This window comes from Blastococcus sp. Marseille-P5729 (genome assembly GCF_900292035.1).
Taxonomy (GTDB): Bacteria; Actinomycetota; Actinomycetes; order Mycobacteriales; family Antricoccaceae; genus Cumulibacter.
This window is the reverse complement of the sequence record NZ_OMPO01000003.1, coordinates 35935-54747: the sequence shown is the minus strand read 5'-3', so window position 1 is coordinate 54747 and position 18813 is coordinate 35935. Positions and strand designations below refer to the sequence as shown.

Annotated in this window: 17 protein-coding genes and 2 tRNA genes; 3 read left to right on the top strand and 16 right to left on the bottom strand. The window is 68.0% G+C overall.

Annotated features, from left to right (window positions below; genetic code table 11):
• The first annotated feature begins 58 nt into the window (after positions 1–58).
• On the top strand, positions 59–1099 hold the full coding sequence (locus DAA40_RS16495) for a hypothetical protein (protein WP_199849770.1): 1041 nt from the start codon (positions 59–61) through the stop codon (positions 1097–1099).
• 61 nt (positions 1100–1160) lie between these two features.
• Here DAA40_RS16495 and DAA40_RS13135 read toward each other — a convergent pair whose 3' ends face one another.
• Positions 1161–1865: a rhomboid family intramembrane serine protease gene (locus tag DAA40_RS13135; protein ID WP_106850216.1), complete on the bottom strand. Its 705-nt coding sequence runs from the start codon at positions 1863–1865 to the stop codon at positions 1161–1163.
• Between the two features lie 175 nt (positions 1866–2040).
• Here DAA40_RS13135 and DAA40_RS13130 point away from each other — a divergent pair, with 175 nt between their 5' ends.
• A complete protein-coding gene (locus DAA40_RS13130) occupies positions 2041–3192 on the top strand; it encodes a MalY/PatB family protein (RefSeq protein ID WP_106850215.1) in 1152 nt (383 codons plus the stop codon).
• An 11-nt stretch (positions 3193–3203) separates the two neighbouring features.
• On the opposite strand, the gene DAA40_RS13125 is transcribed toward DAA40_RS13130, so the two are convergent.
• The 6 genes from DAA40_RS13125 to DAA40_RS13100 all read right to left on the bottom strand — a co-directional run bounded on the left by DAA40_RS13125 (position 3204) and on the right by DAA40_RS13100 (position 8707).
• Positions 3204–4001, bottom strand: coding sequence for a rhomboid family intramembrane serine protease (locus DAA40_RS13125; RefSeq protein ID WP_106850214.1), 798 nt, complete (start codon positions 3999–4001; stop codon positions 3204–3206).
• A gap of 6 nt (positions 4002–4007) precedes the next feature.
• Positions 4008–4532 (bottom strand): peptidylprolyl isomerase, encoded by a 525-nt coding sequence (locus DAA40_RS13120; RefSeq protein ID WP_106850213.1) that lies wholly within the window; start codon positions 4530–4532, stop codon positions 4008–4010.
• 151 nt (positions 4533–4683) lie between these two features.
• Positions 4684–5265 (bottom strand): DUF2020 domain-containing protein, encoded by a 582-nt coding sequence (locus DAA40_RS13115; protein WP_158716436.1) that lies wholly within the window; start codon positions 5263–5265, stop codon positions 4684–4686.
• Positions 5266–5272: 7 nt separating this feature from the next.
• On the bottom strand, positions 5273–6241 hold the full coding sequence (locus DAA40_RS13110; protein ID WP_106850211.1) for an Ig-like domain repeat protein: 969 nt from the start codon (positions 6239–6241) through the stop codon (positions 5273–5275).
• Positions 6242–6318: 77 nt separating this feature from the next.
• Positions 6319–8034, bottom strand: coding sequence for an MFS transporter (locus tag DAA40_RS13105; RefSeq protein WP_106850210.1), 1716 nt, complete (start codon positions 8032–8034; stop codon positions 6319–6321).
• Positions 8015–8707, bottom strand: coding sequence for an LppX_LprAFG lipoprotein (locus tag DAA40_RS13100; RefSeq protein ID WP_158716435.1), 693 nt, complete (start codon positions 8705–8707; stop codon positions 8015–8017). The genes DAA40_RS13105 and DAA40_RS13100 overlap by 20 nt, the downstream gene beginning before the upstream one ends.
• A 116-nt stretch (positions 8708–8823) precedes the next feature.
• On the opposite strand from DAA40_RS13100, the gene DAA40_RS13095 reads away from it, so the two are divergent.
• Entirely contained in the window at positions 8824–9528 is a 705-nt protein-coding gene (locus DAA40_RS13095) for a hypothetical protein (RefSeq protein ID WP_106850208.1), read from the top strand.
• On the opposite strand, the gene DAA40_RS13090 is transcribed toward DAA40_RS13095, so the two are convergent.
• The 9 genes from DAA40_RS13090 to gyrB form a co-directional block, all read right to left on the bottom strand.
• Positions 9525–10457, bottom strand: coding sequence for a ribokinase (locus tag DAA40_RS13090; RefSeq protein ID WP_106850207.1), 933 nt, complete (start codon positions 10455–10457; stop codon positions 9525–9527). The two genes, DAA40_RS13095 and DAA40_RS13090, sit on opposite strands and share 4 nt — an antisense overlap.
• A 5-nt stretch (positions 10458–10462) precedes the next feature.
• Positions 10463–11650, bottom strand: a complete 1188-nt coding sequence (locus tag DAA40_RS13085) for a LamG domain-containing protein (RefSeq protein ID WP_106850206.1) — start codon at positions 11648–11650, stop codon at positions 10463–10465.
• A 223-nt stretch (positions 11651–11873) separates the two neighbouring features.
• Positions 11874–11949: transfer RNA gene (locus DAA40_RS13080), tRNA-Ala, on the bottom strand.
• Positions 11940–12074, bottom strand: coding sequence for a DLW-39 family protein (locus tag DAA40_RS16775; protein ID WP_234356379.1), 135 nt, complete (start codon positions 12072–12074; stop codon positions 11940–11942). Before DAA40_RS16775 ends, DAA40_RS13080 begins: the two co-directional genes overlap by 10 nt.
• Before the next feature lie 29 nt (positions 12075–12103).
• A tRNA-Ile gene (locus DAA40_RS13075) sits at positions 12104–12177 on the bottom strand.
• A gap of 156 nt (positions 12178–12333) precedes the next feature.
• The gene (ppk2, locus tag DAA40_RS13070) at positions 12334–13227 is read right to left on the bottom strand and encodes a polyphosphate kinase 2 (protein ID WP_106850205.1); all 894 of its coding nucleotides are present in this window, start codon (positions 13225–13227) and stop codon (positions 12334–12336) included.
• Positions 13228–13315: 88 nt separating this feature from the next.
• Positions 13316–14068 carry a DUF3566 domain-containing protein gene (locus DAA40_RS13065; protein ID WP_234356378.1) on the bottom strand — a complete coding sequence of 251 codons (753 nt, stop codon included), beginning with the start codon at positions 14066–14068 and terminating at the stop codon, positions 13316–13318.
• Positions 14069–16579, bottom strand: a complete 2511-nt coding sequence (gene gyrA / locus DAA40_RS13060) for a DNA gyrase subunit A (RefSeq protein WP_255413669.1) — start codon at positions 16577–16579, stop codon at positions 14069–14071.
• A gap of 146 nt (positions 16580–16725) precedes the next feature.
• Complete coding sequence (gene gyrB / locus DAA40_RS13055; RefSeq protein WP_106850204.1) at positions 16726–18660, bottom strand: DNA topoisomerase (ATP-hydrolyzing) subunit B; 1935 nt, start codon at positions 18658–18660, stop codon at positions 16726–16728.
• Positions 18661–18813: the final 153 nt, after the last annotated feature.

Sequence of the window (18813 nt, the reverse complement as noted above, 5' to 3'; positions counted from 1 at the left end):
CCAACGACCTTGAGCGCGTGCCGGCGCGCTGCTTTCCATGAAAGGGGACGATGGAGATATGCCCATCGTGTTCGTGCACGGGGTCGGGATCCGCGAAATGGCCGACCCGCTGCACCACAGTTCGCTGAAGCTGACCGGTGGCCTGGAGTGGCCGCAGGTCGAGCAACTGCTGCGCGAGCACGTCGCACCGACCCTCAACCCCTTCCAGCCGGGGGCGGTCGTGATCGAACGGGTCTACTGGGGCGACCTGGGTGCGCCGAAGAGAGCAGCGCCGCAGGAGATCGCTCGGGTAGCGGATCTCGCCGAGCTCGGGGAGGACGAGTTCGGGGAGCAGCTGCAGGACGCCGTTTTGCGCGCACTGCCGGCCAATCGCTGGCCCGAGGCGATCGAGGCATCGTGGGCGGTTGCGCGCGACCGCGGGCTGCGCCGCTCGCTGGACGGCCTCGGGCACGACGCGCAGGAGCGGTTGTTGAAGCGGGAGCTGCGGCGCCACCTACCCGCCGACGCCCCGGGGCTGACGCTCAACCTGTCCGCATTCGGACGCCGCGCCGTACGTCAGGCGATGGACGGCATCCGGCGTCCGGGCAGGGACTTCGTGCCGCTGTTCCTCGGCGACATCCTGCGGTACGTCGGCGGGCGCGGCCAGGCAGGCGCGCCCGGCATCGTCATCCGCCGGGTCATCGATGCACTGCACCGCGCCGCCACGGGGGCAGGAGCCGAGCCGCTGGTGGTGCTGACGCACTCGATGGGCGGGCAGGTGCTGTTCGATCTGTTGACCGCGTTCGGCGACGAGCTGGGCGAGGTCCGCGTGGACTTCTGGTGCGCGAGCGCCAGCCAGCTCGGGCTGTTCGCCGACCTCGGTGTGTTCCTCGACCCGGCCGCCGCGGGCTGTGGAGTACCCGCGGAGCGGCTGGGCTACCTCTGGAACGCCTGGAGCTCGACCGACGTGCTGAGCTTCCCCGCCGAAGGGCGGGTGCGCGGCGCGCACGACGTCGACTTCACCTTCATTCATGGGCCGACCGCCAACCACATGGCGTACCTGAGCGATCCTGCGTTCTTTCGCGCGATGGCGGCCATGATCGCCGTCCACGCCTGCTGATCCCACGTCCTAGGGGGATGCCGCGGGGTCCTCCCCCGTCTCGTGGTGCTGGGCCGGTCCGCTACCGGCTGATGACGTGGAAGGCGACGATCGCGCACAGCAGCAGGAAGAACGAGCCGAGCAGGAGCGCCTGGATCCTGTTGCGCCGGCGGTCGTCGGGTGCGGCGATCAGCAGCATGGCGATGATCGCGCCGCTCGCGATGCCGCCCAGCGGTGCCCAGATCGTGGACTCCGGGGTGAACCAGACGTAGACGATCACGTCGATGGCCGCCACGACCGAGATGACCAGCCGGTTATACCCGGCCCGTGTCGCCACGACGAAGGCGGCACCGATCAGGCCCATGACTGCACCGTTGCCAGTTGCCCAGCGAGAGACGGCCGGCTCGAACAGCAGCACCGGTAGGGTCGCGCCGAGCGCCGTGATCACGGTGGACGCCAGATATCGGCGAACGCCCCACCGTGACTCGACGGCCGTGCCGACAACCACGAGCGTCAGCACCGAAGCCAGCAAGGACCAGACGCTGGAGTAGAGCAGGTTGGCGGTGAACAGCCGGTACAGCTCGCCTTCGACCACCCGCGCGGGCACGAGGCTCAGCGTGCGCAGCGTCGGGGCCGGGGTCGTGTCACTGAGCTTGGAACCGCCGGCAAGCACGTTCCAGACGTAGATGATCGTGACGAGGCACGCGATCGAGACCGACAGTATCCACGGCTTGCGAAGGAAAGACCGCGTCTCGTTGCGCACCACCTGCTGCTCGGCGGATGTCATGACGTTCCTGCTCAGGTTCGAAGAATCTCTCAACTGTACCCGCGGGCCGGGGACTCACCCGGGACGGCGCGCCCCGGCGCCGACGGCCTCAACGGCGAGGATGAGACCCATCGTCGCGCCCCTGAGACGCCTTCTCTGGGCGAGGCTGACGGCCCAGGCTGGGATGATGGGCCGTATGACGAGCCAGATCTTCACCCTCGACACGGCAGACCTTCGCGCGCGTTCCAGCATGAAGTACCGGCAGTACGACGCCGACGTCCTGCCGTTGTGGGTGGCGGAGATGGACTGTGCGCTCGCGCCGCCGATCGAGCAGCGGCTGCTGGAGGCCGTCCGGATCGGCGACACCGGGTACCGGATCGTGGACGGCCGCTTGGAACAGGCACTTGCGGAGTACGCGGCCCAGCACTGGAGGTGGCAGATCGACCCGGAGCAGGTGCGGGTGGTCGGGGACGTCGGCGTCGGCATGATCGAGCTGATGCGCGCGCATGTCGACCCCGGTGACCGGGTCGTGATCAGCTCACCGATCTATCCACCCTTCCGGTCCTGGACCGCGCTGGCCGGCGGCGAGGTGGTCGACGTGCCGTTGCGGTGCGAGGACGACGGCTGGCACTTCGACCTCGATGGACTGCGGGCGGCGTTCGCGGCCGGTGCGCGGGTCTATTTGCTGTGCAACCCGGCGAATCCGGTCGGGCGGGCGTGGCGATCGGAGGAGCTGGGCGCGTTGGCCGACCTCGCAGCGGAGTACGACGTGCTGGTGATCGCCGACGAGATCCACGGACCGCTGCCGTTGGAGGGCGCGTCGTTCACGCCCTTCCTGACGGTCAGCGATGCGGCGCGCGAGGTCGGGGTGAGCGTGCTGGCCGCGAGCAAGGCGTGGAACCTCGCGGGCTTGAAGTGCGCCCAGGTGGTCTCGGCCGACGGCCGCAGCCGGGAGCGGGCCGGCCGGATCCCGCCGCAGTCCTCGTCGTCCGCCGGACACCTCGGGATGCTCGCCTCGGAGCGAGCGTGGGCCGCGGGTGGCCAGTGGCTGGAGCAGGCCGTACGAGAGCTGTCGGCGAACCGCGACCTGCTGGGCGAGCTGGTCGCGACACACCTCCCCCAGGCCGGCTATGTGCCCGCGGAGGCGACCTACCTGGGCTGGCTGGACCTCTCGGCGTACGACTGGGGTGCCGACCCCGCCGGCAAGATCCTGACCGAGGCGCGAGTGGCGCTGAACCCGGGCCCCAGCTTCGGGGCGACGGGGGCGGGCTTCGCCCGGATCAACTTCGCCTGCTCGCCCGCCGTGCTCACCGAGGCCGTGGAGCGGATCGGCGCGCTGGCCCGATAGCGTTCCCCGAGTTAGCGGCGGCTGGGTGTGAGCTGCACCAGCAGGAAGGTGAGCGCGGCGCCCACGAGCAAGCCACCGAGATGCGCAGCGAGCGAGATGCCGGGCATGAACGAGATCACGGCGTTCAGCACGAGGATGCCGATGAGCGGCTGCATGTTTTGCTTGTTGCGCAGCATGATCACGCCCGCCGCGCCGAGCAGCCCGAACACCGATCCGGAGGCACCGGCCACCACCGCATTCGGGGTGAAGAGCAGGACAGCGACCGAACCACCGAGGCCCGCGAGCAGGTAGACCAGCAGATAGCGCCACTTGCCGAGCACCTGCTCGATGTCGCGGCCGATGATGAACAGCGAGATCATGTTCACCGCGACGTGTGTCAGCCCGTAGTGCAGGAAGGTCGAGCTGCCCATCCGCCAGACCTCGCCCTGCCGCACCAGCGGCCCCCACATCGCGAGGTCCTGGAACAGCCCGGAGTACTGGTTGTTGCTGACGCTGCCGGACTGCACGACCGTCGCGACGTACATCAGCACGTTGAGCGCGATCAAGCCGTAGGTGACGACCGGCTGTACGTGTGAGCGGACCAGCGCCGTACGCCGCACCGACGGCTGACTCAGCGACGCGCGGCCTTCGGCGACGCACTCCGGGCACTGGAACCCGACGGCGGCGGGGTTGAGGCAGTCGGGGCAGATCGGGCGCTCGCAGCGCGTGCACGCCAGACCGGTCTGGCGATCCGGATGCCGGTAGCAGTGCGCCGGAGCGCCGTACCCCTCGCTGGGGGACGGCGCTCCGGCGGACGGCGGGTAGGTCAACGCGCGCTACTTCTCGATGGTGACCGAGTTGATGACGACGTCCTCGAGCGGCTTGTCGTTGCGGTCGGTGGCGACGGCCTCGATCGCGTCGACGACCTTCTTCGACTCGTCGTCCGCGACCTCACCGAAGATAGTGTGCTTGCCGTTGAGCCAGTTCGGCGCCGTGGTCGTGATGAAGAACTGCGAGCCGTTGGTGCCCTTGCCGCCGCGCTTGCCGGCGTTCGCCATGGCGAGCTGGTACTTCTTGTCGAACTGCAGCTCGGGGTGGATCTCATCGTCGAAGACATAGCCCGGGCCGCCGAAGCCCTGACCGAGCGGGTCACCGCCCTGGATCATGAAACCCTGGATGATGCGGTGGAAGATGACGCCGTCGTACAGCGGGTCGTTGGTCTTCTTGTTGGTGCCGGGATGCGTCCACTCACGCGAGCCTTCAGCGAGCTCGACGAAGTTGCGGACCGTCTTGGGGGCGTGGTTGTCGAACAGCTCGACCCGGATGTCGCCTTTATTCGTGTGCAGGGTTGCGAAGGTCATGGTCGCCTTTCGGTGGGTGAGTAGTACGACCCCGCGAAGAGCACAGTATGCAGAGTTGCGAAGGTCATGGTCGCTATCGTTTCACGAATGGCGCAGCCCGACCCGTCGTGTTCGCTCAGAGTGGACCAGGCGGAGCGACGGGGCGGCACGGTCAGATGCTGGCGAAGACCTGCCCGGCGATCTCGATGGCTTCGAGCGAGCTTTCCTGGTTGAGTCTGACCGTGACGAGCGTGGTGCCTTCGTACGCTGCGAGCTCGGTTCGGTCCTCACCGTTGTACACCTGGACCGACCCGCCCTCACCGACGTCGACGGGGTTGCCGCCCGGAACTGCCTCGAGGGCCTTCTCCAGGCCTTGACCGGCCTCGATGGTACGGGTGTCGACGACCGCAGCGGGCTCACCGCTGCCGCGCTGGAAGTCACAGCGAGGCAACGGGCCGTACGCCGGCGTCGTTGTCGTGACGCTGACCTTGCCGATTCGCTGACCGATCGTGAGCTCGATGAAGTCCTGCTCGAGATACGGGCAGGGGCCGTCGACGGTCGAGGCCTGTGCCGAGGCCGAGGTGGGTACGGCATCGCTCGGCGCGGCGTCGGAGGCGCCGGTCTCGGATGGCTGCCCGGCAGTGGCGGCCGGGGCGGATGTATCCGAGTCCGCGCTGTCCTGCGGGGCTGCGGTGCTGCAACCGGCGGCAAACAGGCACGCAGCCAGGAGCAGTCGCGGTCCTCCCGTACGCATGGCGGGGCTAGTACTGCGCCGATCCGAAGACGTACACGCGGTCGCCGGGATTGAGGGCATCCCAGTAGATCTTCGCCGCGCTCTCGCTGAGATGGATGCAGCCGTGCGACGGGGTGCTGAGCGAGCCGACGTGGAAGGCGACGCCAGTGGTGGTGAAGAAGATTGCGTACGGCATTGGCGCCTGGTTGAACTCCTGGGACTTGTGGTCCTTGTTCTTCCACTGGACGGTGAACATGCCGGTGGGGGTGCGATGCCCGGCGCGGCCGGCGATCTGCTTGAACGGTCCGGCCGTGACCACGCCGTTGGACTGCAACCAGGTGGTGTTGTTGGTCAGGTCGATGCACGCCTTCGCGTTGGCCGGGCAGGGGTTGTTGGCCGCGGCGGCCGCCTGCTCTTCCTTCTTCTTCTTGGCAGCCTCGATCTCCGCGGCAGTGAGCACGTGGATCATCTTGGTGTTGCTCTGCGAGGCCAGGTAGGTCGGGTTGCCCGCGAACACGCCCTGGTAGGTGTGGTCGCCCTCGGTGAGGTTCTTGAGGGTGAACGACATGCTGCCGGCCTGGTTGAGCGTGGCCGAGGCGTACGGCGCGCCGTCCACCATGAGGGTTACGTCGCCGAACGGGACTCCCGGGTTGGGGGTCTGGACGGTAATCGTCACCTGGACCGCTTCGCCTGGATTCACGGTGGCGGCGGCCTTGGTGTAGACGACGGTCGGCTGGTCAACGGCCGGTGCCTCCGACGTCGTCGTGGGCGCCGGGGTCGTCGTCTCCGGGGTGGGCGTGGGCTCAGCTGAGCTCGGCGGAGCCTCGGACGTCGTGGGCGGCGGATCACTGCTGGTCGCTTCGCTCGACAAGGGGCCGGCGGCGGTCGGTGAGGAGCCCTCCTGCGGGGCGCCGGTGGCGCAGGCGCTGAGCAGCAACAGCGCCGCGATCAAGGAGATCGCGGCCGACAGCGCGCGTCGGGTACGGGCCAGCGTCATCGGCACTTCTTTCCAATCGGCGAACGCATCAATGGAACATGACGCCCCCGGGCCCCACAACCGGCTATGCCGAAAGATCACCCAATCGTGACTATGCGCTCCGCCACAGCGGCTGTCCGCCGGCGCACCCCGAGCGCGACGGCCAGCGCAGCCCCGAGTGCCGCCGCGAGCGCCGCCCCGATGAACACCGCGTGCACCTGGACGAGCCCGGCCTGCAGCAAGGCGTCACCGTCCGTGCGGTCCGGCAGTGCCTCGACCTCGCGGTAGTAAGCGTGCAGGCCAATGCCGGTCAGCACCGCCAGGCCTACGACCATGCCGACCATGCGCGCGACGACCACCAGCGAGGACACCGTCCCGTGCAGCGCGCGGCCGGTCTCAGCCAGCATTGTGTTGTTGACGGGAGCGAGCGCGAGCCCGACGCCGAGGCCCACGGCGACGAGGACGACGTACGACGCTGCCGAGCGCAGCGAGCCCTCGCCCCAGGTCGCCATGATCGCCAGCCCTGCCGCCGCGAGGGCGAGGCCGACGGCGGTTACCAGCCCGTCACCGCACCGGCGCAGCGCAGCGCCGCCGAGGAACGCACCCACCGGGACAGCGATGAGGAAGCGCACGAGCACGAAAGCCGCGCCGACCTGCGAATCGGTGTGGGTCAGGTGCGCCAGCACCGGCACGTCCACGACGCCCGCCACGAGCGCCACCCCGACCAGCAGGCTGACGACGAGGGCGATGACGCTGCGGCGGGGGAGCGGTCCACGCGGGACCACAGGATGGGCGGGCCGCCGCTGGTGCCACAGGAAGCCCGCGGTAAGCAGCGCGGCGACCGGAAGCAGGGCGTATCCCAGTGGGCCGACGACCTCGCGCTCCGGCTCGGCCGCGGCGAAGGTGACCACGATGCACCCGAGGGCACCACCGAGGAGGAGCGCCCCGGGCAGATCGGCCTGACGCAGCAGTGGCCAGAGCGCGGGAGCGGTCAAGGCGGTCGCGAGCGCCAGCAGCGTCAGGCCGGTGACGCCGATGGGGGTCAGCAGTCGGGACGACGCCCCCTCGAAGGGCACGAACGGTCCGCCGTACGCCACCGAGGTCACCAGCGACTCGGGCGCCGCGAGCGCCAGCGCCGTGATCGCCGCACCGAGCACCCACACGCCGGCGCGGAGCACGGACCGGGACCGCGAGGCGGCGGCGTACGGCGGGCGGTTCCGCTGGCGGGGGTCCGCGGTCTCGGGTGACCGGGCACGCCCGAGGAGGAGAACCATCAGGGCGAGCAGGACGCCGAGGACCGCGTTGAGCCAGAAGATCGCTCGCCAATCGGCGACTGCGAGCACGAGCGCACCGAGCAGGGGGCCGACGACGCTGCCGATCTCCTGCACGGCGCCGACGATGCCCAGCGGTACGCCGCGCCGGTCCGGTGGCCACAGCTCGCCGACGATCGCGAGCGTCGCCGGCACCAGGCCGCCACCGCCGACTCCTTGGACCACCCGCCCCGCGACCAGGGTCGGCAGGTCGTGGGCGAGCGCGGTGAGGGCCGACCCGGCGACGAAAACAATCAGGCACCACAACAGCACCTTCTGCCGCGAGGTCAGGTCTGCTATCCGGCCGATCAGTGGGAGCACCGCGACGTAGCCGAGCAGGAACCCGCTGATGATCGGGGTGGCCTGCTGCAGCGCGCCGATCCCAACCCCGACACCGGCCATCATGTCGGTCAGCGCGAGCACGACGACGTAGGTGTCGGCGGCCGCCAGGGCGACGGCGATGGCGGCGGTGGCCAGTAGCGCCCTAGGGGCGGGTGATCTCAACGGTCTTCCCGTAGTCCTTCACCACGATGGAGTAGGTCGAGGTGGCGCCCTCGTAGAAGTCGCCGGTGACCTTGATGGTGCGCAGCTCACCGTCGTCGGTGATGCCGTAGACGGCGTCGTACTCGCCGGTGCCGTCGCCGAGCTCGAGCAGCTCTTTCACCGGGGCCGCGGGCACCGAACCGCTGACCTCGTTGATGATGTCGCTGCCCTGACGCTTCTGGCCCTCGGAGGCCAGGTCGGTCGTCGCCGCCAGCAGGGACGGCAGTCCGTCGGTCGGATGGAAGAACATCGCTGGATTGGGCGCGCCGAGGGTCGCCAGATCCACCGGTTCGTAGCCCGGGGTGAAGAACTTCATCCACGCCTCCTGGCCGATCGCGATGATCTCGAGGCTGCCGGTGACGCCCTGGACCCGGCCGGTAATCGACCCGGAGAACTTCGGCTCGGCCGAGTCGATGACTCCGGATCCGTCGGCGGCGCTGACCCCGTTGACGTCGTCCGGAACGCCCTCGCTGTCGAGCGTGAACGAGACCGCACCGGCCTCGGCGAATGTGTCGCCGGCCTGCTGGACGAGCTCGGTCGGGTCGGCTGCCTCACCGCCGTCGGAGCTGTCCCCGGTGCACGCGGCCGCCAGCGTAAGTACCGGAATGCTCACCAGGGCCATCAGCGCTCGCATGGCTTCAGCGTACTGGTCGGTCCACGATCCGCCACGCACGCGGAACCGGATCGTCCCCGCCCGAATCGCACCAGGTACCTGCCCCCACGATTTCGTTCGACGAGGAGAGGACGACGATGCGCGGTCACGACGACAAGCCGTCCCAGCCCGATCCGTCGCAGACCGCTCGGATGCCCGCGCTGCAGCGCACGAGCGGGGCGGACGACGACTATGCGGTCGCCGCGCCGCCGCCCTCGCCGATGCGCAGTCCCTTGGTGTTCCTGGCCGGACTGCTGATCGGTCTGCTGGTGATCGGCGGCGGTTACCTCCTGATCTCGGCGGTGTCGGAGAACGATGATTCGGCGACGACGCCGGCCAGCAGCTCGGCGACCTCCGGTGAGAGTGCCGACGAATCCGGCGCCGGCGGCAGCGAGCCCGGCGACAGCGTGCAGAGCGCGGCAAACGGCTCGTTCGGGACGCAGACCGACAGCGAGTCCTCGTTGGGCGGCGAGGACGCTCCTCAGTCGGCGCCGTCGTCGATGCCGGAACCACAGGGCGAGGATGACTCGTGGCCCGAGCAGGGCGACACGACCTCCGGCCAGGGCGGGCCCGGCGGCGCCTGCAAGGTCAGCTCGATGCCCAAGAGCACGGGCGGGCAGATCGCGCAGGAGGTCACCATCGAGTGCGCTGAGCCGACGACGCTGAAGATCGAGCCCAAGGGTTCGGCGGTCATCGAGCACGATGGCGAGGAGTACGACTCGGCCTTCACCGTCTGCGCGGACGAGGTGACCTTCGTGGTCACCGGCGGTGGATACAGCTGGGATCGCGGCGAGATCTGCTAGGCCTCCGGCGGCGTTTCCGGGTAGAACTCTCCCAACGCGGCGTCGATGTCGGCCAGGTGCGGGATGGAGGCGACGGCGCCAGGCCGCTGTACCGCGAGAGCCGCGGCGCTCGAGGCGAACTGCAGGCAGCCATGCTCGTCGAGTCCGCGGACCGTGGCGGCGGCGTACGCGCCGACGAAGGTGTCGCCCGCTGCCGTCGTGTCGACCGCCGGCACCTTGGGCGCTCGGATCCGCACCGGCTGTTGTCCGCGACGGGCGAGCATGGATCCTTCCGCACCGAGCGTGATGAGCACGTCGGGGATGCGTCGGGTGATGATGTCGGCGAGCTCGTCGGGAGAGCGTGCGCCCTCCTTCACCCCGGCGGCGAGCGCCGCCTCGGGCTCGTTCACGATCAGCAGGTCGAGATTGTTCACCAGCTCATCGGGCAGGTCGGCGTACGGCGCGGCGTTCAGCATGACGTAGCCACCGGCCGCGCGGGTCGTGCGGGCAGCGTCGACGACTGTGCGCATCGGCACCTCTAGCTGCATCAGCAGTACGTCGGCCTGCTGCAGGGCCCGCTGCTCAGCGCCGGTCAGCCCGGTGAGCCGGCCGTTCGCGCCCGCGACCACCACGATCGCGTTCTCGGCGTGCCGGTCGACCATGACGTACGCCGTACCGCTGGTGACGCCCTCGCAGCGCCGCACCAGCTCGGTGCCGATGCCGGCCTCAGACAGCCCTGCGAGAAGGAACTCGCCGGTGGCGTCGGAGCCCACCGCGCCGATGAACCGGGTGGGGGCCCCGGCGCGGGCGGCCGCGATCGCCTGATTGTTGCCCTTGCCACCGCGGCCGCGATCGGAGGTCTCGGTGATCACGGTCTCGCCGGGCGCCGGGATCCGCTCCAGCCCGATGACGACATCGACGTTCGCACTGCCCAGGACGACGATTCCCATGGCGGCTACAGGGCGACCTGGTGGTGCTTGGCGATCTCCTCGGCGGTGAGCGCGCGATTGTAGATTGCGACCTCGTCGATGCTGCCGATCAGCGCCGCGCTGCCGGTCGCCCGGGGCCAACCGGACAGCGAGTCCCCGCAGATGCGCCAATAACCCTCGAACTCCTGGGCCTCGGTGGCGTCGGGCTCGTGGTCGATCAACTGGCCGTCCACGTACAGTTTGATGCCCTCGGCCGACGACAGGGTGCCGACCACGTGGTGCCACTTTCCGTCGTTGACGAACACCTTGCTGGAGACCACGTAGCGCTTCGTGCCACGAACGCCGAAGTGGACAAATCCGCTCTGGTCGACGAACAAAGTGTGGTCGGTCTGCTTGCTGGCGTCCTCGGCGGCGGACCCGAAGTTGACGATCTGCCCGCCGCTGGCGGTCGCGGTGTTCACCCAGACCTCGACGGAGACCTCGCCGACGAGGGTCTCAGGGGTCTGGGAGTTGATCCGCGATCGGTTGGTACCAGAGCAGTCGATCGCGCCCGAGCCGCCCTTGACCGCCGAGCTGCCTAGCAGCCCGATGTCCTTGCCTAGGGTGAGGTTCGAGGTGCCCATCGCGTCCTGGCCGGGATCGGCGTTATAGGCGAACTCCCAGAAGTGCACCGGCGCTGCGCTCAGGATTGTGTCGCGGTAGGACGCCACCGGCGGCGGCTCTGACGTCGCCGGCTCGGTGGTGGGCGGCCCACTGGTCGCGCCCGGCTCGGGATCCGATGCGGTGAACACCTTCGGGATCAGGATGAATGACAGCAGGATGGTCACGGTGGCGACGCCTGCGGCGATCAGCCACTTGGACATGTCCCAGCCAGGATCCGAGCGCCGGACGTACGAGTAGCCCTCATCGTCACCGTCGTCACCGCTGGGCCACAGGGAGTCGGCCTCGTTGTCCTCGTCATCGGGGTCGGGCTGGGCCCGGTCGACACTGCCCCCTTCGCTGTCAGCGGTCTCGGCGTCCGCGTCCCGAAGTGCGTCCTGGGTGCTCTCGGCATCGGTGCCCGGATCGTCACCGGCATCGTCGGCGCTTGCTGAGCTGCCGGACTTGGCCGCCTCGACCGTCGCGTCGTCCTGCACGCGGTCTCGTGGATCGTCCGAGACATCGTCGCCGTCGCCCGAGGACCCAGGGGGCGTGCGGTCGTCGTCGGAGCTCATCCTTCGATCTTTCCCGAACTCGCGCGTCCGCGCTCGGGGACCGCACCGTCCGTTGAGAGGTTGTTACGAAGAAAGACGACGTCAGGTATCGCCGCTGAGGACGGGTCAGGCCGCGTTCGAGTCTCGCCGCAGGCTGGACATTTTTTTAACAGGCCGAGCGCCGGACGGGTCACTGACCTGGTGGTGGCCAGGATGGGTCAGGTGTGTGACACGAAGTACTGAGTGGTGGAGCCACGGGGAATCGAACCCCGGACCTCCTGCTTGCAAAGCAGGCGCTCTACCAATTGAGCTATGGCCCCTCGTGCCGACGAACAGTTCCCTTGGTGGCCTCACGCCACAGCTCGGCGTCCTGCTTGGCCTGCTGCTGGCGCTTGGCGAACGCCAGCCCGGCAGCCGCGAGGACCGCCATGAGCAACTTGCGCATGTTGCCCCTTCGGTCGATGCCGTCATGCGTGCGCCTGGGAAGAATCGAACTTCCGACCTCATCCTTATCAGGGATGCGCTCTAACCGACTGAGCTACAGGCGCGCGTTATCTCGTGCAGAGACAACCGCTCCATAATACACAGACCGTCGTGTGACACGAGCGGCCAGTGACCCAGATCAAACGACCCGGATGCGGTGGGTTTTGCCCCGGCTGTGGCCGAGGTATCGAGGTAGAACCCATCGCAAGACGGACGACCGGCTAGTCGCCGCCGTACGTCTTGGCGCGCTTGACGATCTTCGGGTCGGGCCGGTAGACGACCGACTCGTCCTTGCCCTCGTAATCGAACTGGTTGAGGAAGAAGCGCATGGCGTTGACCCGGCCGCGCTTCTTGTCGTTGGACTTGATCGAGTGCCACTCGGCGCGCTTCTTGTCGGTGGCGGCGAACATCTCCTCCTTGGCCTTGGTGTAGTCCTCCCACCGGTCCAGGCTCTCCAGGTCCATCGGCGAGAGCTTCCAGCGGCGTACCGGGTCGATCTGGCGGATGGCGAAGCGAGTGCGCTGCTCGGCCTGGGTGACCGAGAACCACAGCTTCGTGACCGTGGTCCCGGACTCCACCAGCATCCGCTCGAAGGCCGGTGCCTGGCGCATGAAGGTCGAGTGCTCCTCGTCGGTGCAGAATCCCATCACCCGCTCGACCCCGGCGCGGTTGTACCAGGACCGGTCGAACAGCACGATCTCGCCCTCGGTCGGCAGGTGGCGGATGTAGCGCTGGAAGTACCACTCCCCGCGCTCCCGGTCGTTGGGCTTGTTCAGCGCCACGACGCGCGCGGCCCGCGGGTTGAGGTGCTCGGTGAATCGCTTGATCGTGCCGCCCTTGCCGGCTGCATCGCGCCCCTCGAAGACGATCACGTGCTTGGCGCCGACGTCCTGGCTCCAGTACTGGAACTTCAGCAGCTCGATCTGCAGCCGGTACTTCTCCTCCTCGTACGTCTCACGATCCATGAGCTCGTCGTACGGGTAGTCCTCGCGCCAGGTGTCGACGGCCTTGCCCATCGGATCGATGAGCACCGGGTCCTCGTTCTGGCCGCCCTCGACGCGGTAGCCATCGACGCGGAGCTTGTCGATGTACTCGCGAAGCTTCATCTTCTGCATGAACTAGTGATACCCCACGAGGGTGAACCGCTCGCCACCGGCATCGCTGCGCATTCCCGGAACGGCCCGGGGGCGCGGACGACGACTGCTAACGGCGTTCGGCCAGAGTGATCTCCAGGCCGCCGGCGAGATCGGCGCACAGGTTGTAGATGTACGCGCCGATGGTCGCCAGGGCGGTGAACAGCACGATGTTGATCGCCCCGATCAACGCCGCGCCACCGAAGACCAGCCGCGGCGTGACGAACCCACCGCCCTCGCTGGCCCCGAGCTCGGCAAACATCGAGTCGATCGATTCGAATACGCCCATGGTCGACAGGACGCCGTACAGGATCGCGACGGCGATCATCCACACGAAGAAGAACGCGACCGCGAGCACCAGCGACAGCTTCAGCGTCGACCACGGATCGATGTGCCGGATCTGCAGCTTCGCCCGACGCGGACCGGCGGACGGCGATCTGCGGACCCGGTTCGTCGTCGAGGTCGCGGCCGAGCCAAGGCCGACCGACGTCGCCGGGCCGGGCGATGGCTCGGCGTCCAGCGCCGGGGAGGCGCTCGGCGTCGAGCCGGCCGTCGGGTACAACGAGCCACTGCCGCTGACCAGGTTCTGGGTGAAGGATGACTTGTACTTCGAGCCCGAGGCCGTGATCGACTCCGAGACCGGGCCGTACGTCGGGATCGAGTCAGCGTCCTTGCCGGACCCGCTGCGAGTCGAGGTCGCCATGCTGACGCCGGTCGACGGGCCCGTAGGTCCGCTAGCACCCGACGAGCCCTTGGCCTCGGACGCCTTGCCGACGGGGGCCGACAGCCAGTCGTTGCCGTCGGCGTCCTTGTCGCTGCTCATCTACTTCTTTGGCTCCTCGGTCTCGTCGGCGTCGTCCTCGGCGTTGCGGGCGATCGCAACAATGGTGACGTCCTCCGGAAGGTTCATCAACTTTACGCCCATGGTGGCACGGTTGTTGTTGTGACGAACACCCTTGACCGGGGTGCGGATGACACCGCCGCTCGAGGTGATCGCATAGAGCTCGTCCTCGAGGTTGACCGCCAGCGCGCCTACCAGCTTGCCCTTGCGCGCCTTCGGGTCGGCCGTGAGCACGCCCTTACCGCCTCGACCCTGCACCGGGTAGTGTTCGATCCCCGTACGCTTGGCGTACCCGTGCTCTGTGGCGACCAGCACATCCACCCCCTCACGGACGACGATCATCGACAGCAGCTCGTCCTCGCCGGCGAACCGCATGCCGATCACACCGGACGTGGCGCGGCCCATCGGCCGCAACGAGTCGTCGTCCGCCGAGAAGCAGATCGACTGCGCGTTCCGGCTGACCAGCAGCAGGTTGTCGTCGTCGTTGATCAGCGCCGCGCCGACCATCTCGTCACCGTCGCGCAGGTTGATCGCGATCAGGCCCCCGGAGCGCGGCGAGTCGAAGTCGACCAGCCGGGACTTCTTGACCAGGCCGTTGCGGGTCGCCAGCACCAGGTAGGGCGCGACCTCGTAGTCCTTGATCCGGATCACCTGGGCGATCTGCTCATCGGGCTGGAAGGCGAGGATGTTGGCGACGTGCTGGCCCTTGGCGTTGCGGGTCGCCTCGGGCAGCTCGTAGGTCTTCGCCCGGTAGACCCGGCCCTTGTTCGTGAAGAACAGGATCCAGTCGTGCGTGTTGCCGACCCAGAAGTGCTGGACGACGTCCTCCTGGCGTAGCGATGCACCCTGCACACCCTTGCCGCCGCGGCGCTGCGAGCGGTAGAGATCGCTCTTGGTCCGCTTGGCGTACCCGGTACGGGTGACCGTGACGACGACCTCCTCGTTGGCGATGAGGTCCTCCATCGAGACCTCGCCGTCGTAGCCAATGATCTTGGTGCGCCGGTCGTCACCGAACTTCTCGACGATCTCCGAGAGCTCGTCGACGATCAGCTGACGCTGCTTCTCCTCCGAATCGAGGATCGCCTGCAGCTCGGCGATGATCTGCTCGATCTCAGCCAGCTCGTCGATGATCTTCTGGCGCTCGAGGGCTGCCAGGCGGCGCAGCTGCATCTCCAGGATGGCGTTGGCCTGGATCTCGTCGACGTCCAGCAGCTCCATCAACCCGGCCCGCGCCTCGTCGACGGTCGGGCTGCGCCGGATCAGCGCGATGACCTCATCGAGCATGTCCAGCGCCTTGACCAGGCCACGCAGGATGTGGGCGCGCTCCTCGGCCTTCATCAGCCGGTAGCGGGTCCGCCGCTGGATGACCTCGATCTGGTGCCGCACGTAGTACGTGATCATCTGGTCCAGGCGCAGCGTGCGGGGGACGCCGTCCACGATCGCCAGGTTGTTCACGCCGAAGGTGGTCTGCAGCTGGGTGTGCTTGTACAGGTTGTTCAGCACGACCTTGGCCACCGCGTCTCGACGCAGCTTGATGACGATCCGCATGCCGACGCGATCGGAGGACTCGTCGCTGATGTCGGTGATGCCCTGCAGCTTGCCGTCGCGGACCTGCGTGGCGATCGACTCGTTGAGGTTGTCGGGGTTCACCTGATAGGGCAGCTCGGTGATGACCAGCTCGGTGCCGCCCTTGGCCGACTCCTCCACGTTCACCACGGCGCGCATCCGGATCGATCCGCGGCCGGTGCGGTAGGCGTCCTCGATGCCCTGCCGCCCGGCGATCAGGCCGTACGTCGGGAAGTCCGGGCCCGGGATGCGCTTCATGGCCTCCTCGAGCAGCTCCTCCTCGCTGGCCCCGGGGTTCTGCAGCGACCAGATGATCGCGTCGGAGACCTCGCGCAGGTTGTGCGGCGGCATGTTCGTCGCCATGCCGACCGCGATGCCGGCCGAGCCGTTCACCAGCAGGTTGGGGAAGCGCGAGGGCAGGACCGTCGGCTCCTCGACCTTGCCGTCGTAGTTCGGCGCGAAGTCGACGGTGTCCTCGCGGATTCCCTCGACCATCTCCATCGCCAGCGGCGTCATCCGGCACTCGGTATAGCGCATCGCAGCGGCCGGGTCGTTGCCCGGCGAGCCGAAGTTGCCCTGACCGTCGATCAGCGGCGCGCGCATCGACCACGGCTGCGCCAGGCGCACCAGTGCGTCGTAGATCGCCGAGTCACCGTGCGGGTGGTAGTTACCCATCGTGTCCGAGACCGGGCGAGCCGACTTCACATACGGGCGGTCGGGCCGGTACCCGTTGTCGAACATCGCGTAGATGATGCGGCGGTGCACTGGCTTGAGGCCGTCCCGTACGTCCGGCAGCGCACGCGAGACGATGACGCTCATCGCGTAGTCGATGAACGACTTCTGCATCTCGTCCTGGATATCAACCAGATCCACGCGGGTGCCGTCGGCGAGGTTCTCCGGCTCCGGCGGCGGCGGTGTCTTCGTCACGGTCTGTCTCTCTTCGTATCTCGCGCTTGCGTGCGGTGGGGACTGGGCAACGGCTCGGCGACTGGGCCCGGCGAATGGGTGGTCACTCTGATCTGTGCTTCCGGCGGCGGGCCCTTACGTCGCGCCGCTCGATGTCGAGATGAGCATCAGATGTCGAGGAAGCGGACGTCGCGGGCGTTGCGGTTGATGAAGTTGCGCCGCGACTCGACGTCCTCGCCCATCAGCACGCTGAACAGGTCGTCGGCCGTTGCGGCATCCTCGAGGGTCACCTTCAGCAGCAGCCGGGTCTCCGGGTTCATCGTGGTCTCCCACAGCTCCGAGGCATTCATCTCGCCGAGGCCCTTGTAGCGCTGGATGTCGCCCTCCTTCAGCGCGCGGCGACCGTCCTCGATCCCGGCCTTCAGCAGCGCGTCGCGCTCACGGTCGGAGTAGGCGTATTCCTCGCCGTGCTTGCCGCCCCACTTGAGCTTGTACAGCGGCGGCTGCGCGAGATACACGTGACCGGCCTCCACCAGCGGGCGCATGAACCGGAACAGCAGGGTCAGCAGCAGGGTCCGGATGTGCTGACCGTCGACGTCGGCGTCCGCCATGATCACGATCTTGTGGTAGCGCAGCTTGTCGATGTCGAAGTCGTCGTGGATGCCGGTGCCCAGCGCGGTGATCAGCGCCTGGACCTCGTTGTTCTTCAGCACGCGGTCGATGCGGGCCTTCTCGACGTTGATGATCTTGCCGCGGATCGGCAGGATCGCCTGGATCAGCGAGTCGCGGCCGGAACGAGCCGAGCCGCCGGCGGAGTCGCCCTCGACGATGAACAGTTCGGACTTGCTCGGGTCGTTGCTGCGGCAGTCCATCAGCTTGCCGGGCATGCCGCCGGAGTTCATCGCGGACTTGCGACGGGCGAGCTTGCGGGCCTCCTGCGCGGCGCGGCGGGCGCGGGCGGCGTCCGCCGACTTGCCGATGATCGTCTTGGCCTCGCTCGGGTTGCGCTCGAACCAGTCGGTGAGCCAGTCGTTGCAGACCCGCTGCACGAAGGTCTTCGCCTCCGCGTTGCCCAGCTTGGCTTTGGTCTGTCCTTCGAACTGCGGCTCGGACATCTTGATCGACACGATCGCAGATAGGCCCTCGCGGATGTCCTCGCCGGAGAGCCGGTTGTCCTTCTCCTTCAGCAGCTTCTTGTCCAGGGCGTACTTGTTAACCACGGTCGTCAGGGCCGCGCGGAAGCCCTCCTCGTGCGTGCCGCCCTCGAGGGTGTTGATCATGTTGGCGAAGGTGCGCACCGACTCGCCGTAAGACTCGTTCCACTGCATGGCGATCTCAAGCGCCATGCCCTTCTCCTCGGCCTCGAAGTGCACGATCGTCTTGTGGATCGGCTGCTTGCTCGCGTTGATGTGCTTCACGAAGTCCATCAGGCCGCCGGGGTAGTGGAAGACCTGCTCCTCGGGCGTCTCTCCGCGCTCGTCGCGGACCGTGATCGACAGGCCCTTGTTCAGAAACGCCGTCTCCTGCAGCCGCCGAGTGATGGTCTCCAGGGAGTACTGCAACGCGTCGAAGATCTCGCCGTCCGCCCACCAGGTGATCGTGGTGCCGGTCTCCTTGGTCTTCTCCCCCCGGGCCAGCGGCGCGGTCGGCTTGGCGGCGACGTACGACTGGGTCCACACGTAGCCATCACGTTTGATCTCGGCCTCCAGTGCCGTCGAGAGCGCATTGACCACGGACGCACCCACGCCGTGCAGGCCACCGGATACCGCGTAGTTCTCACTGTCGAACTTGCCACCGGCGTGCAGCTCGGTCAGCACCATCTCGACGCCGGACTTCTTCTGGCCCTTGGCCGTGTCGACCGGGATGCCGCGGCCGTTGTCGACCACGCGGACGCCGCCGTCGTGCAAGAGGGTCACGACGATCGTGTCGCAGTGCCCGGCGAGGTGCTCGTCGACTGCGTTGTCGACGATCTCCCAGATCAGGTGGTGCAGGCCGCGCTCGTTCGTCGAGCCGATGTACATGCCGGGGCGCTTGCGGACCGCCTCCAGCCCCTCGAGCTTCTTGATCGATGATGCGCCGTAGTTCTTCTTCGCTTCAGCCACGCTCGGGTGCGTACCTTTCGTGTCGTGTCGGCCGCGGGTGCGGTCGGTCCGCGAGCCCCTCGAAACCGATCTGCGGGTGGCAGGTCAGTGAGGGTGAGGCGCTGAAAACCCCTCAGCGTCGCTCTCAGGCAAAAATCGTGCCTTACGGACCTG